The organism is Pseudarthrobacter sp. (assembly GCF_036675385.1).
GTDB lineage: Bacteria > Actinomycetota > Actinomycetes > Actinomycetales > Micrococcaceae > Arthrobacter.
This window is the reverse complement of record NZ_JAKFFD010000161.1, coordinates 91,960-106,640: the sequence shown is the minus strand read 5'-3', so window position 1 is coordinate 106,640 and position 14,681 is coordinate 91,960. Positions and strand designations below refer to the sequence as shown.

The following is a 14,681-nucleotide window of genomic DNA, read 5'->3' as shown; positions in this document are numbered from 1 at the left end:
CAGCCGGGGTGTGGTCAACTCAAGGCCGAAGAGGGGCCAGATGGAAGTCAGCGCGGTCATCAGGGAAGCCTAGCCCAAGGGCAGGCCACGGTAGCTGTCAAACGCCGGTGATGGCCGGAGAAGGACTGTGATCAGGCGCGGATGTCCCAGCTGATGTGGCGGCGGACGTCCGTAAGGTTCATGGACTCGGCCACGAACAGGTCGTCCAGCATGTATTCGTCCACCGCGAGGATCCGGATCCAGTGCCCGTAATCCGGGGTTGCCGCTTCCATTGACTGGCTGGCCACGCAGACGCCGGTTTCCAGGTCGATCCGCACCCGGTTGCTGCCGGGCAGGCAGAGCGGAGCGGCGGGATCCGCTGGATGGTAGGACGCCGTAGGCGTCACGGTTGCCTCCAGCGCCGGCCGGCCATCGTGATCCACGCGGCGCACGGTATCGATCTCCACGGCGTTGGTGCCCGGGAACTCAATGGGGACCGGTGCGTTCCCGGCGAGTTCCACGGGATCGAGGGCAGCCGAGAAACGGCCGTTCCCGAAGCCCGGTTCGCCGTATGCTGCCTCCGGCCGGCGCCTGACCAGGCCGCCGTCGTCGTAAACGGGCGCTACGAGGTGGGGCGGCAGCAGCCAGGACTTCCGGGTGGCGCTGACGTACAACCCGTCCTTGGAATCGTTGATGCCGGTGGTGCTGTGGAGGACAAGCCGGTCGGCGGTTTCCAGGCGCAGCGCCCCGGGCCGGCGCAGCCAGGCGCGGACCAGGGGAGCGGACGGGTCGGGGACGTCGGAAAACGGTTCATCCCAGTATTCAAAGCGCAGTGACTGCCATTTCCAGGGGGAAGACCGGCAAAGGTTCCGGAACATGGTGCTCAGGTCTGCAGCCGCGGCGTTGCCCTCCGGATCCGGCCGGCGCCTGGTGTCCCATGTCGACATATCCACAGTTTACGCGTGGGCTCTGCGGTGCGGCGCGCGAATCCAGTAGCATCCGAGGGGTGATCCGACGACTCGATGGACTGTGGGACGCCACCCCGCTGGCGTTCTGGCTGGTGCTGGCCGCATGTGCCTACTTTTTGGTTATGGCGGCCCGGCTGACGGTGATTGACGTTCGCCACCATCTGCTGCCCAACCGGATTGTCTTCCCGTCCTACGGTGTGGCGGGGGTTCTGTTGCTCGCGGCGGCCTTGGTGCACGTGATCGCCGGTCCTGCCGCACTCGCGGGGTCACCCGACGCTGCCGCCGAGCTACTGGGGATCCCGGCGCTTCGCATCCTGGCCGGGGGCGCGGTGCTGTGGGCCTTCTATTTTGTCCTGCGGATGGTTTACCCGCCCGGCATGGGCTTTGGCGACGTGAAGCTGGCCGGCGTCCTGGGGATGTACCTTGGCTATCTCGGCTGGGGGCACGTTTTTGCCGGGACCTTCGCGGCTTTCCTGCTGGGGGGCCTCTGGTCCATGGCCCTGCTGGCGGCCCGCCGCGGCACCTTGAAGTCTTCCATCCCGTTCGGCCCGTTTATGCTCGCCGGCGCCGCTGCCGCCATGCTCCTGCCCGCTTAGCGCGAGAGGACACTTGCGGCCCCCTTGCGACGCCGTTCAGCGGCGCTGGGAGACCAGCTCGCCGTCGTCGTCCTTCAGGCTGTCCGCGGCGTCCGGGACGGCAACGGGCTCCTTCTCCGATCCGTCCTCCAACAGGGCCAGGTGCTCTGCTTCCAGGCGTTCTGCTTCCTCGGCGCCGATGGCCTCGCCCCGGGCCACCATGCCGGCGGTGTCCGAGAGCGGGATCTGCTTCAGGGTGATGGCCAGGATCAGCGCGAGGGCGATGAACGGTACCAGATACCAGAAGACCGGGGCGAGGGAGTCCGCGTAGGCGTTCACGATTGCGTCGCGCAGCTGGTCCGGCAACTGGCTCAATGCCTGCGGGTCCAGGGTGCTGGTGGACTGTGAGGCCTGTTCCGCGGACGCTCCGGCGCCGGTGAACGCGCTGGTCAGTGACTCCGAGAGCCGGTTGGTGAAAATCGCGCCGAACACTGCAACGCCCAGGGACGCGCCGACTTCGCGGAAGTAGTTGTTGGTGCTGGTTGCCGTGCCGATCTGATCGGCGGGAACAGAATTCTGCACCACCAGGACGATGACCTGCATGATCGAACCCAGTCCTGCGCCGAACACGAACAACTGGACGCAGATGACCCAGATGGGCGTTTCGGCGGTCAGGGTGGTCAGCCACAGCATCGCCGCTATCGTCAGGGCGGCGCCGAGGATGGGGAACATCTTGTACTTGCCGGTCTTGGAGATCCGGATGCCCGAATAGATAGCCATGCCCATCAGGCCAACCATCATGGGCAGCATGAGAAGCCCGGACTCAGCCGCAGAGGTCCCGGAGGACATCTGCAGGAACGTGGGGACGAAGGCGATGGCGGCGAACATGCCCAGGCCCAGGGTAAAGCCGATGGCCGTGGCGTTGACGAAGATCCGGTTCTTGAAGAGGCTGAGCGGGATGATGGGATCCTCCGCGCGGCGTTCCACCATCACGAAAGCCGCGGCGGAGAGGAGCATTCCGGCGCCGAAGGCCCATGTCAGGGGTGAATCCCAGCCTTCGTCCTTCTTGCCGCCGAAGTCGGTGAAGAAGATCAGGCAGGTGGTGGCTGCGGACAGCAGGATCACGCCCAGGATATCGATCCGCTTTTCGGCCTTCTTGTTAGGCAGTGTCAGCGTGAACCAGGCGGTGACGAAGGCGGCGATGCCGATGGGGATGTTGATGTAGAAAGCCCATTCCCACGTCATGTGGTCCACGAAGAATCCGCCGAGCAGCGGGCCGGCCACGGCGGAGAGGCCGAAGATGGCGCCCAGGGGACCCATGTACTTGCCGCGGTCCTTCGCCGGGACGATGTCCGCGATGATCGCCTGCGAGAGGATCATCAGGCCGCCGCCGCCCAGGCCCTGGATGGCGCGGAAGATGACAAAGCCCCAGAAATCGGTGGCCAGGGCGCAGCCCACTGAGGCGAGGGTAAACAGGGCGATGGCTACAAGGAACAGGTTCCGGCGGCCCAGGACGTCACCGAACTTGCCGTAGATGGGCATCACGATGGTGGTGGCCAGCAGGTAGGCCGTGGTAATCCACGCCTGGTGTTCGACGCCGCCGAGCTTGCCAACGATCGTGGGCATGGCGGTGGAGACGATGGTCTGGTCGAGGCTGGAGAGCAGCATGCCGGCGATGAGCGCCGAAAAGATGATCCAGATGCGTTTCTGGGTCAGCAGCAGCGGGCCGGCTGCGGCCTTGGGGCTGGCAGCGGTGGTCATGAGTGTCCTTCTGCGGGTACGGGTTCGTCGAAGTGCTGGGAGAAGAGTTGGCGGGCCGCTGCGATGTTTTCGAGCAGCAGCTCCTGGTAGGGGCGCCTGTTGCCCTCGGAGAAATAGGCCATGCTGCTCTTTCTCGCGATGTTGCCGAGCAGGACAACGGCCATCTGGACCACGGGATGGTCCGGCTCAACGCCCTCGCGGGCGGCGAGGACGCGGGCGAACTCGGCCTCGCGTTCCCCGGTGGCGCCGATGATGCGGAGCATCAGCTGCGGTTCCTTTTTGATGACGCCGATCAGCTGGCGGGTTTCCTCTTCGGAGGCTGCCATGTTTTCGGACAGTTTGAGCGAGAGGCCGATCAGGTCCTGGAACAGGGTGTGGGAGATCTCGCCGGACGGGGACGACGCGCCGCCGGCGATGAAGCCTTCGATGACGTCCTGCGGGATTTCATCGTCCACGTGGCCGAGGATGGCGTCTTCCTTGGTGGGGAAGTAGTTGAAGAACGTGCGGCGGGAGATGTCGGCCAGCTCGCAGACTTCCTCAACGGTGTATCCGTTCAGGCCCCGCTCCGCCGTCAGTTTCCGGGCGACACCGGTAATCGCGGCCCGCGTTGCGGCGCGCTTGCGCTCGCGGAGGCTGCCTTCGATTTCTGCACTATCATTCACAAAGTAAAGTTTTGCACTCATTTTATGATAGTGCAAACTTGGGCTTCTGCCCGCTTAAAGAACGACGGCGGCCGCCCGCCTTCGTGATGAAGGTGGGCGGCCGCCGTCGTACTTTATTTACGCCTTGTGCGGCGGGCGCGTCATGGACATTACGTCCAGCGCGGTGTCCAACTGCTCTTCGGTGACTTCGCCGCGCTCCAGGAAGCCCATGGCGACGACGGTCTCACGGATGGTGAGGCCCTCGGCCACGGCCTTCTTGGCGATCTTCGCGGCGTTCTCGTAGCCGATGTACTTGTTCAGCGGAGTCACGATCGAGGGGGAGGCCTCGGCCAGGAAGCGGGCGCGCTCCACGTTGGCGGTGATGCCGTCGATCATCTTGTCCGCCATGACGCGGCTGGTGTTGGCCAGCAGGCGGATGGACTCGAGCAGGTTGGCGGCCATCACGGGGATGCCGACGTTGAGCTCGAAGGCGCCGTTGGTGCCGGACCAGGCGATGGCGGTGTCGTTGCCGATGACCTGGGCGCAGACCATGATGGACGCCTCGCAGATGACCGGGTTAACCTTGCCCGGCATGATCGAGGAGCCCGGCTGCAGGTCCGGGATGGCGATTTCGCCGAGGCCGGTGTTGGGGCCGGAGCCCATCCAGCGGAGGTCATTGTTGATCTTCATGAAGGAGATCGCGATGTTGCGCAGCTGGCTTGAGCCTTCGATGAGGCCGTCGCGGTTGGCCTGGGCCTCGAAGTGGTCGCGGGCCTCGGTCAGCGGCAGGCCGGTGTCCGTGGCGAGCAGTTCGATGACGCGTTCCGGGAAGCCGGCAGGGGTGTTGATTCCGGTGCCCACCGCGGTGCCGCCGAGCGGAACTTCGGCAACACGGGGGAGGGCGGCGTTGATGCGCTCGATGCCGTAGCGGACCTGGGCTGCGTAGCCGCCGAACTCCTGGCCGAGCGTCACCGGGGTGGCGTCCATGAGGTGGGTGCGGCCGGACTTGACGACGTCCTTGAACTCCACGGCCTTGCGCTCCAGCGACTCGGCCAGGTAGCCGAGCGCCGGGATGAGGTCGTTGATCAGGGCCGAGGTGGCGGCGACGTGGACCGAGGTGGGGAAGACGTCGTTGGAGGACTGTGAGGCGTTGACGTGGTCGTTCGGGTGGACAACTTTGTCACTCCCGGCGGCTTTGAGGGCACGCGTGGCCAGCTCGGCGAGGACCTCGTTCATGTTCATGTTCGAGGACGTGCCGGAACCGGTCTGGAAGACGTCGATGGGGAAGTCGCCGTCGTACTTGCCGGCAGCTACCTCATCGGCAGCCGCAGCGATCGCCTTGGCCAGCTCGCCGTCGAGCACCCCAAGTTCTGCGTTGGCCTGCGCGGCAGCCTTCTTGACCCGGGCCAGCGCCTCGATGTGCGCGCGTTCCAGGGTCTTGCCGGAGATGGGGAAGTTTTCAACTGCACGCTGCGTCTGTGCACGGTACAGGGCGTTCACGGGGACGCGGACTTCGCCCATCGTGTCGTGTTCAATGCGGAATTCTTCAGTGGAAGTCATGGGGCTAGCTTAGGGCGATCGGGGGCCCGGACTAAAACCGTGAACCGCATGCTACGGGCAATGATTCGGGCTGGGCCTAGACCTCGCCGATCCCGGAAACCACGTTGGCGTGGCCCTCGGCGAGGCTGTAGGAGAGGCCGATCACCGCGGCGCGGCCGTCCTCGATTGCGGCCGAAATCACACGGGAGCTGTCCACCAGGCGCTTGGATGTCTGCTTGACGTGCTCCACCACCATGTCGTTGATCTCGTGCTCGCCGTTCCGCATGGACGTCAGGACAGAAGGCGTGATGCGCTCCACCAGGTCCCGCATAAAGCCCACCGGCATGTTGCCTGTGTCCACTGCGGACTTGGTGGCACTGACGGCGCCGCAGCTGTCATGCCCCAGCACCACGATCAGCGGCACCCCCAGCACACTGATGCTGTACTCGAGGGAGCCCAGGACGGCGTCGTCAATCACCTGGCCCGCGGTGCGCACCACGAAGGCGTCCCCCAGGCCGAGGTCGAAGATAATCTCCGCGGCGAGCCGGGAGTCCGAGCAGCCGAAGATCACGGCAAACGGGTGCTGGTTTTCCACCAGCGACGACCGGCGGGACGCGTCCTGGTTCGGGTGGGACGATTCGCCGGCAACAAAGCGTTCGTTGCCTTCGCGCATGCGGCGCCAGGCAAGGGCGGGGGTCAGGTAGGTAGCCACGGGCTTACTTTACGGGGCGGTGCTGGCTGACGGTGAAACTGTGACGGCCGGGTTGGCGTCCATGGACTGCACGACGGCGGTGGCGAGTTCGGCGAATTCGTCCAGCTGGGCGCTTCCCGTCAGGACAACGGTGGTTCCGCGGTAATTCAGCACCATGCTCTTCTCGCCTTTGCCGGTGTCACGCAGCTCCCAGTCCTGTCCGCCCGCCGCACGCGTTCCCGTCACGGGAGCGCTCTTGGTCTGCTGGACGAGCCAGGTGGGGTTGGACTGGCGGGTCTGGACCAGGCCGATGAAGGACTCGTTCGGTGTCAGGTAGCCAACTTCCCACGTGGGAACGCCGCTGCCGCTGCCCGACTCCCATCGGGCGTAGTTGGACCTGAACGACTTGCCGGTGTCCGGTGTTACGGGTGTGAATCCCGCCACATCCGTGGCGTTCCGGGCCACCGCGCCGACGTCGATGTTCGGGCGGAATCCGTCGCTCTTGGGGAGGGGGTTCATCAGGATGATGGGCAGGAAGGCGGCGATGCTGACCACCAGGGCAACGATCATGCCGATCACGGAGGCATTGGCGCGCTTCGCCGCGGCGGCCGGGATTACTGGGCGGACAGGGGCTGCGTCGGCCGTGCCGGCGCTGTCGCCTTTAGCTCCGGAGTCGGAGGGGTCGGGCCCGGGGCTGGTTTTTTCCTGCATTTCACTCACCCCTCTATAGTCGCCCATGTTTACGCGCAACTCACAGTCGGGGGAGTGTGGGAGGCTCAAGGTCCATGTTGCAGGACTGCGTCATGCCACACCCCGGAGGCGCTGCCACGACTATGATCAGTACCAGAGGAATCACCGCACCGGCTGAACCCGGCCGAGCGGGTCCAATGATCGCCACTCGAAGAAGAGGTTCACGTGTCACCAGCGCCTATGACCCAGCAGTACTCCACGATTTCCCCCTCCCTGGCTGTGGGCATCGACGAGCCAGACCGCAACCTCGCCCTTGAACTTGTCCGCGTCACCGAGGCCGCGGCCATCGCCGGCGGCCACTGGGTTGGCTTCGGCGACAAGAACAAAGCCGACGGCGCGGCCGTTGACGCCATGCGCTCCTTCCTTCACACGGTCCACTTCAACGGCGTTGTGGTCATCGGCGAAGGCGAAAAAGACGAAGCCCCCATGCTGTTCAACGGCGAACATGTTGGCGACGGCACCGGTCCTGAGTGCGACGTTGCCGTGGACCCGATCGACGGCACCCGCCTGACGGCCCTGGGCATCAACAACGCCCTGGCAGTCCTCGCCGTGGCGGAGCGCGGCTCCATGTTCGATCCGTCCGCCGTGTTCTACATGGAGAAGCTCGTCACCGGCCCGGAAGCCGCCGACATGGTGGACCTCCGCCTGCCGGTCAAGCAGAACCTGCACCTGATCGCCAAGGCGAAGGGCGTGAAGGTCAACCAGCTCAACGTCATGATCCTTGACCGCGACCGCCACCGCCCCCTGGTCGAAGAGATCCGCGAAGCCGGTGCGCGCACCAAGTTCATCATGGACGGCGACGTTGCCGGCGCCATTGCCGCAGCCCGCTCCGGCACCGGCGTCGACGCCCTCATGGGCATCGGCGGCACGCCGGAAGGCATCGTTGCAGCCTGCGCCATCAAGTCGCTCGGCGGCGTTATCCAGGGCCGGCTGTGGCCCACCAGCGACGACGAGAAGCAGAAGGCGATCGACGCCGGCCACGACCTGGACCGCGTGCTGTCCACCAATGACCTCGTGTCCAGCGACAACTGCTACTTCGCGGCCACGGGCATCACCGACGGCGACCTCCTCAAGGGCGTCCGCTACTCCAAGGACAAGGTCCTCACGCAGTCCATCGTGATGCGTTCCAAGTCCGGCACCATCCGCTTTGTCGACGGCGAGCACCAGGCCAGCAAGTGGGAAGGCTACGCCCGCAAGAACTAGCAGGTTCTTCACCCCGCGTACTCCTGCGCGAACGGACACTTGAGGCCCAGGAACTGTGGGCCTCAAGTGTCCGTTCGCGCATGTGCCTTGCCCCGGTAGCCATTCTGGACGTCCCCGGCCGGATGGCGGGATTGCACGGCGGCCTTCACCAGCTCGATGACGAAGGGTTTGTCTCCCTCAAGGTCCTCCTTGAAAACCCTGACTTGCGTCCAGCAGAGCCGTTCAGTGACGGCCCGGCGTTTGTTGTCGAGCCGCACCTGCCGGGCATCCGAGTGACGCGGACGCCGTCGTGCATCACCACTTCGCCCGGTTTGAACGTCATCCGGTGGCCTACGACGTTCTGGCGCCGGGGTCTGCTGCCTTCCCGCTCCCGAGCCACGTGGATCCGCCTGTCTTCCTGTAGCCACGGCGGCAGCCCTAACTCCCATATTCTGCCGCCCGAGTGATGCGTGAGCACCGACGTTTCGTCCAGCGCAGTGTACGCCCGGAGGTTGGCCGCGGCACCGGCGCCGCTCTCCAGAGGGATGCGTATACCCCCTGGAGGGAATAACGACGTCGGGCTGCCGCTGCCGCTTGCGCGACACCCCGAAAGCCGCCGCGGCGGCCGACGTAAACGATCCGGTGAGTAGCTCCTCAGGGAGCGGTGCGAGGCCCATGCTTCAGTGTGCACACCTCTGGCGGTGGCAAAGCCGTTATCCACAGGCTTTGTCCGGTCGAATGCGCGAAAGGACACTTGCGGCCCTGGACAGAGCGGGGTGGGGGGCTTAAGTGTCCGTTCGCGCCGGGCGCGCGGAGCGGGAGCGGAGGGCGCGAAGCTTGTCGCGCAGCTTGCGGGCCAGCTGGTACGCGTTGTACCGGAGCTTTTGAACGGGGAGGTCCCAGGTGCCCGGGTACTCCACCTCGCGGCCGCCGAAGGACTTCTTGAACGCGGTGAAACCTGCCCATTTGTGGTCGGGCTGGTCCGCGGGCGCGACACCCCACAGGTCCACGTGTTTCAGGCCGCGGTCCTTGGCGTCCGCCATCAGGGTCACCAGGAGCGGGATGCCCGCGCTGAGCTTGCGGTGAGTGTCATCCAAGGCTGCGTGGGCGTAGGTCCGGGTATCCGCGGAATCGTAGGCCAAGGCCGCTGCGATGGGACCGCCGTGCAGTTCGGCGATGAACAGCGTCGCAGCGCCTGCCGGCATGAGGGAGGCCGCCACCTGCGTCAGGTACGCGTCGCTCTGCGGCTTGAATCCGTTCCGCCGGGATGTCATGTGCAGGAAGTTAAGCAGGATCCTGATGTCATCCGGGTCCTGTGACGCCCGGAAGGTGACGCCCTTCTTGTGGATGTTCCGGTAGAGGTTCCGGTTCACGGGTTTCATCGCGGCCAGGACGTCCTTGAAGTCGCCCTCGAGGTCCACGATCCAGCTGAGTTCAGGCTGCTGGTTCACGGGTGCCGGCTGCAGGCCGCGCCGGCTGAGCTCTGCGGCAGCCGGCATCTCAAGCCCGGCGGACACCGGCTCAATCCGGACAAACACGGCGCCGCACGATCTGGCCGTTGCCACCAGGGCGGCCAGGGCGCCGTCGAACGCCTCCGCGGAGGATGCCACCGGCCCATAGGGGGCGTAGAGGACCTTTCCGGCCGGGTTTTTCTCCTCGACGGCCAGGAAGCTCCAGCCCGGGCCGGACTGCTGATGGACTGTGCGGCCCAGCGACGACTGGACATCTGCCCAGGCAGGCGTCTGCAGGAAGAATTCCACGGCTCAGGCCTTCAGGGATGTGGTCACGGCGAAGGCAACGGCAGGGGACTCGGCACCGGCCACCGGGTGGACATTGACCGGTGCTTCCGCGGCGGGAAGGAAAGCGCTGCCCCCGCGGGCCAGCTGCAGGTCGCCCTTGGGCGAATCGAGATACACCGATCCGGCAACAACAATAACGACGACGGCACCCGCCTGGGCCAGCGGCACCGGCTCCGCGCCGGGTGCCAGTTCGATCCGCTGAAGCTGGAACTCCCGGAAGGGCGGCTGGTAGAGCTCCTGGCCAAGGCCGGAGAATTCCGGCGTGAGCATGGGCACGGCCACCGGCTGGAATTCGATGGTCCGCAGCAACTCGGGCACATCGATGTACTTCGGCGTCAGCCCGCCGCGGAGCACGTTGTCCGAGGACGCCATGACTTCAACACCCAAGCCGTGCAGGTATGCGTGCACGTTGCCCGCGGGGAGGTAGACGGCCTCGCCGGGGGCAAGCGAAATCCTGTTCAGCAGCAGCGAAATCAGCACGCCGGGATCACCCGGGTACTTCTCGTTGAGGCTGATGACCGTGGACAGTTCCGCTTGGTACGGTGCCAGCGGAGCGCCGGAGATCAGAGCCGCGGCCACCATGGCTGTGGTGTGGGAGACGTCTTCGCCACCCGTGATCAGGCGCTCGAAGGCGCTCCTGAGGCCGGCGCCCTCGTCCGGGTTCTCCAGGACCTCAAGCAGCTGCACGAGCAGGGGCGGGACCCCGGATTCCACCAGGTCGAAGCAGGCGGCAAGGTGGAGCAGAATCTTCCGGGTTGCAGCCGGCGCCCGGAACCCGCACAACGCTTCGAACGGCGTCAGCGCAAAGATCATTTCGGGCTTGTGGTTGTCATCGCGGTAGTTGCGGTGCGCGGCATCGGGCGCAATGCCTTCAGCATTCTCCCGGGCGAATCCCGCTTTGGCCTGTTCGATGCTGGGATGGACCTGGAGGGACAACGGCAGCGCGGCGGCAAGGATCTTGGTGAGGAACGGGAGCCGCGGGCCAAACTCGGCCACAGATTCGCTGCCCAGGAAGTGTTCCGGATCTTCGGCAATCAAGGCATCCAGCGGTGCCACGGAGCCGTCCACCCGGCGGGCCATCGAGGGGGCGCCGGGGTGGGCGCCGATCCAGAGTTCGGCTTCCGGCCCGCCGGACTCGGGCCGTCCCAGCAGCCCGGCGATGGCGGTGGTGGATCCCCAAGCGTAGTCGCGGAGGACGTTCTCAATTTCGTACACAGCCAGTGTCCGTTCTTGGTTTTCGGTTCGGGGGTTCTACGCAGTCAGGGTTCTATGCAGTCAGGACGGCAGCGGGAGCCTACTGCGGCGCGCACTGTCCGTTGGTGGCCACGAGTTGGCGGATAGCTTCCTCGTCACCCTCGCGCTTGAGCTGGTTCAGCAGTTCCTCGGTGATCGGTTCGCCGTCGGGCGTTGTAGTCACAGGGGTGAAGTCCGACGACGGCGGCGGGGTTTGCTGCGCGGACAACCCGGCTGGCAGGCCGGCAGCCGGCCGCAATGGCGAGGACGCCTGCAGGCCTCCGCCGACGCTTGATGCCTGCACCATGCTGTCAACGGGTGCGGCAGCCTGTGGGCCCGAAGCTGATGCCAGCAGCTGGTCCACCTTGGCGTGGATGATGTCAAAGTCAGGCACCGTGGAGAAGGACGCGTCGAAGTCGGGCGGGCCGATGGTGAGCCGCTTGACCTCCTGCCCCTTGGCCTTCATGGCGAGATCCACAAAGCTGCCCAGCTGGGACGAGGAAATGTTGGACTCCACAACCTTGGTGCCTGCGCTGGCGATGTCCTCGAATTTGGACAGCAGCGTGGCAGGGTCCAGCTGCTTCAGCATGGCCTGCTGGACACACTGCTGACGCTGGATCCGGGAATAGTCGTCGACGTATTCGCGGGACCGGCCGTACCAAAGGGCGTGCTCGCCATCGAGTGTTTGTTCACCGGCAGGAATCCAGCCCAACGGCATGCCATGGGTGCGCGTAACCTCGTCGAAGTAACCGCTCATCGGGACCCAGCCGCCGGCTTTGATTTTGATGCCGCCCATCGCGTCAATGAGTTTGGCGAAGCCTGCCATATCCACCAGGACGTACGCCTGGACAGTAATGCCCAGCGTTCCTGAGACTGCCTCGAGAGTCGCCTGCGCGCCGGGGTCGTCTACACCCGGGTAGAGGTCGGCGTAGTCGTTCGTCACCTCGGTGTTGATGGCATTGATCAGGCACACATCGCCGCAGTCGTAACCGTCCGGGTAGATCTTCCGCATGGGGGAGTCCTCGCTGAACTGGGCGTTCTGGAGGTTGCGGGGTACCGAGATGATGGCGGTCTGGCCGCTCTTGGCGTCGACGCTGAGCACGGAGAGGCTGTCCGGGCGACGGCCAGTGCGGTCATCGCCGGCGTCACCACCCATCATCAGGAAGTTGTAGCGGCCGTCCACGGGATCGATCGTTGGTCCCCCCGCGAAGATATTGCCAATGGCGTTGCGGCCCACGTTCAGCAGGTACGCGGCATACCCAAGCGTGCCGCTGCTCAGAACCAGGGCAAGGACCAGGGCAATGCCGACGGCGGGACGCGCCGCCGGTGCGAGGAGGACCGGGCGGATCAGCCGGAGGGTGTTGATGAACAGGAACGCCCATCCGAGCGCCAGGGCCACCAGGACGAGGATGATCACCAGCGAGGCAAACTGATTGGTGAGGATGTTGATCAGGAGCGACCGGTTCACGGCCAGCACCAGCAGGGTGAAGGCCAGCAAAGCCCAGGCGGTCAGGGTGACGCGCAGGGCAGTCCGGCCGAGCTTGCGGTCGCCGGCCACAATCTGGGCGCTGCCGGGCACCAGAAGGGTCATCAGGACCAGGGCAAAGCCCCGTTTGGTCCGGACGGGGGCTGAGGCGCTGGTCGGATACCGGACGGGATCAGTCATGACCTTGCCGGTGGCTGGCTGCTGCGGTTCGCTTCTGGACATGTCCGGTTCCTTAACGGCTGCCCCGGAGAACACCATTGCCGTCGGCGAAGACTTCGCTGACTTTCTGCCTGAGGTTGGCTCCCTTGCGGGTGGCGACGTCGTTGAGTTCCTGGGCGAAGTCCAGGAGGTCGGCGCGGAGCGTGGCTGCCAGTTCGTCTGTGCCCGACGCGAGGATCCGGACTGCTAGCAGGCCTGCGTTCCGGGCACCGGCGATGGACACGGTGGCTACGGGAACGCCGGCCGGCATTTGCACGATGGAGAGGAGGGAATCCATGCCGTCCAGGGTCTTCAGCGGGACCGGGACGCCAATAACGGGCAAGGGAGTCACGCTTGCCAGCATGCCGGGAAGGTGGGCAGCCCCGCCGGCGCCCGCGATGATGACCCGCAGCCCGCGTTCGTGGGCGGTCTGGCCGTACCGGATCATTTCGGCGGGCATCCGGTGTGCGGAGACCACATCTGCTTCAAAGGGGATGCCGAACTCAGCCAATGCATCCGCGGCGGCCTCCATGACCGGCCAATCCGAGTCTGAGCCCATGACCAGCCCAACGATGGGACGGGGGGCGGTGCCGGTGGTGGTTTCGGTGGTCATGCGTTCTCCTCGGAAATCCGTGCTGATTCTTCGGTGGGTACCCGGCCGTCGCGGATGATGGCCGCCACCCGGGTTGCGCGTTGCCGGACCGAGTCCACATCATCCGTGGAGGTCCCTACGAGGTTGACATGGCCAATCTTGCGTCCCGGCCGCACTGATTTTCCGTAGCAGTGGACCTTGGCGGCCGGCTCGCTGGCGAGGGCTGCCGGGTAGGCGGAAAACAGATCCTGGTTGTCGCCGCCCAGGAAGTTTTTCATGACCACTACCGGGCCCAGGATGTCGGTGGCACCCAGCGGCAGGTCCAGGACCGCCCGCAGGTGCTGCTCAAACTGGCTGGTAACCGAACCGTCCTGGGTCCAGTGGCCGGTGTTGTGGGGGCGCATGGCGAGTTCGTTGATCAGGAAGCCGACGCCGGAGCCCGGTGTTTCAAAGAGTTCCGCCGCCATGACTCCGGTGACGCCCAGTTCCGTGGCGACGCGCAGTGCCGCGTCTTCCGCAGCCGCGGCGACCTCGAGGGGGATGTCCAGGGCAGGGGCGATGACTTCGTCGCAGACGCCGTCCACCTGGATAGTGTGCACCACCGGCCAGGCTCTCGCTTCGCCGCCCGGGGTCCGCGCCACCAGCGCGGACAGTTCGCGGCTGAACTCAACTTTGGCTTCGGCGAGGAGCGGGCTCATGGCCTCGAACCACGGAGCAGCCTCTTCGGCGGCCTCGGCGGAGTCGATGATCCGCACGCCCTTTCCGTCGTAGCCGCCGCGGGGCATCTTGAGGACAACCGGCCAACCCGTTTCTTCGCCGAAGTCCACGAGCGCGGCGACGTCAGCGACAGCAGCCCAGATGGGGTTTGGGAGCCCAAGGCTGTCGATGGCAGCCCTCATCACCAGTTTGTCCTGGGCATTAACCAGGGCGTCCGGACCAGGCTGGACATTCACGCCAGCGTCCAAAAGCGCGCGGAGGTGGTCCGTGGGGACGTGTTCGTGGTCGAACGTCATAACATCCAGGCCGTCCGCGAAGTCGAGGAGAGTCTGGAGGTCCTTGTAGTCACCCACCGGCGAAGTGGACACAGCAGACACGGCTGAACCGTCCTCAGCCTCAGCCAGGACACGGAGTTCAAAGCCAAGGGCGGTAGCGGCCGGGGCCATCATGCGCGCGAGTTGGCCGCCGCCAACTACGCCGATTACTGGAAAAGTCACATATGCCAGCCTACAGAAAGCTCACCGGATCCGGGCTTTGGGACGTTGAAGGGCCCGCTTTTCGGGTATTTCC

Annotated in this window: 13 protein-coding genes; 2 read left to right on the top strand and 11 right to left on the bottom strand. The window is 65.5% G+C overall.

Going from position 1 to position 14,681, the window contains the following annotated elements; all coding sequences use genetic code 11:
- Positions 1-131: 131 nt before the first annotated feature.
- Positions 132-926: a hypothetical protein gene (locus tag V6M49_RS13520; RefSeq protein ID WP_141139858.1), complete on the bottom strand. Its 795-nt coding sequence runs from the start codon at positions 924-926 to the stop codon at positions 132-134.
- A gap of 59 nt (positions 927-985) precedes the next feature.
- On the opposite strand from V6M49_RS13520, the gene V6M49_RS13515 reads away from it, so the two are divergent.
- Positions 986-1,543, top strand: coding sequence for a prepilin peptidase (locus tag V6M49_RS13515; protein WP_332761397.1), 558 nt, complete (start codon positions 986-988; stop codon positions 1,541-1,543).
- Between the two features lie 36 nt (positions 1,544-1,579).
- Here V6M49_RS13515 and V6M49_RS13510 read toward each other — a convergent pair whose 3' ends face one another.
- The 5 genes from V6M49_RS13510 to V6M49_RS13490 all read right to left on the bottom strand — a co-directional run bounded on the left by V6M49_RS13510 (position 1,580) and on the right by V6M49_RS13490 (position 6,865).
- Positions 1,580-3,283 (bottom strand): MDR family MFS transporter, encoded by a 1,704-nt coding sequence (locus V6M49_RS13510; RefSeq protein ID WP_332761396.1) that lies wholly within the window; start codon positions 3,281-3,283, stop codon positions 1,580-1,582.
- Complete coding sequence (locus tag V6M49_RS13505) at positions 3,280-3,945, bottom strand: TetR/AcrR family transcriptional regulator (protein WP_141139861.1); 666 nt, start codon at positions 3,943-3,945, stop codon at positions 3,280-3,282. The genes V6M49_RS13510 and V6M49_RS13505 overlap by 4 nt, the downstream gene beginning before the upstream one ends.
- A 117-nt stretch (positions 3,946-4,062) precedes the next feature.
- On the bottom strand, positions 4,063-5,484 hold the full coding sequence (locus V6M49_RS13500; protein WP_104060992.1) for a class II fumarate hydratase: 1,422 nt from the start codon (positions 5,482-5,484) through the stop codon (positions 4,063-4,065).
- Between the two features lie 76 nt (positions 5,485-5,560).
- Positions 5,561-6,175, bottom strand: a complete 615-nt coding sequence (locus V6M49_RS13495) for a carbonic anhydrase (RefSeq protein ID WP_104060993.1) — start codon at positions 6,173-6,175, stop codon at positions 5,561-5,563.
- A 9-nt stretch (positions 6,176-6,184) separates the two neighbouring features.
- Entirely contained in the window at positions 6,185-6,865 is a 681-nt protein-coding gene (locus V6M49_RS13490) for a DUF4245 domain-containing protein (protein ID WP_332761395.1), read from the bottom strand.
- Positions 6,866-7,084: 219 nt separating this feature from the next.
- On the opposite strand from V6M49_RS13490, the gene glpX reads away from it, so the two are divergent.
- A complete protein-coding gene (gene glpX, locus V6M49_RS13485) occupies positions 7,085-8,107 on the top strand; it encodes a class II fructose-bisphosphatase (protein WP_181037131.1) in 1,023 nt (340 codons plus the stop codon).
- Positions 8,108-8,871: 764 nt separating this feature from the next.
- On the opposite strand, the gene V6M49_RS13480 is transcribed toward glpX, so the two are convergent.
- From V6M49_RS13480 to V6M49_RS13460, 5 genes are all read right to left on the bottom strand, one after another.
- The gene (locus V6M49_RS13480; protein ID WP_332761394.1) at positions 8,872-9,846 is read right to left on the bottom strand and encodes a lipid II:glycine glycyltransferase FemX; all 975 of its coding nucleotides are present in this window, start codon (positions 9,844-9,846) and stop codon (positions 8,872-8,874) included.
- Positions 9,847-9,849: 3 nt separating this feature from the next.
- Positions 9,850-11,100, bottom strand: coding sequence for a mannose-6-phosphate isomerase, class I (manA, locus tag V6M49_RS13475; protein WP_332761393.1), 1,251 nt, complete (start codon positions 11,098-11,100; stop codon positions 9,850-9,852).
- Positions 11,101-11,179: 79 nt separating this feature from the next.
- A complete protein-coding gene (locus V6M49_RS13470) occupies positions 11,180-12,826 on the bottom strand; it encodes an LCP family glycopolymer transferase (RefSeq protein ID WP_332761392.1) in 1,647 nt (548 codons plus the stop codon).
- Between the two features lie 10 nt (positions 12,827-12,836).
- Complete coding sequence (gene purE / locus V6M49_RS13465) at positions 12,837-13,415, bottom strand: 5-(carboxyamino)imidazole ribonucleotide mutase (protein WP_332761391.1); 579 nt, start codon at positions 13,413-13,415, stop codon at positions 12,837-12,839.
- Positions 13,412-14,608 (bottom strand): 5-(carboxyamino)imidazole ribonucleotide synthase, encoded by a 1,197-nt coding sequence (locus V6M49_RS13460; protein ID WP_141139869.1) that lies wholly within the window; start codon positions 14,606-14,608, stop codon positions 13,412-13,414. The genes purE and V6M49_RS13460 overlap by 4 nt, the downstream gene beginning before the upstream one ends.
- Positions 14,609-14,681 lie beyond the last annotated feature (73 nt).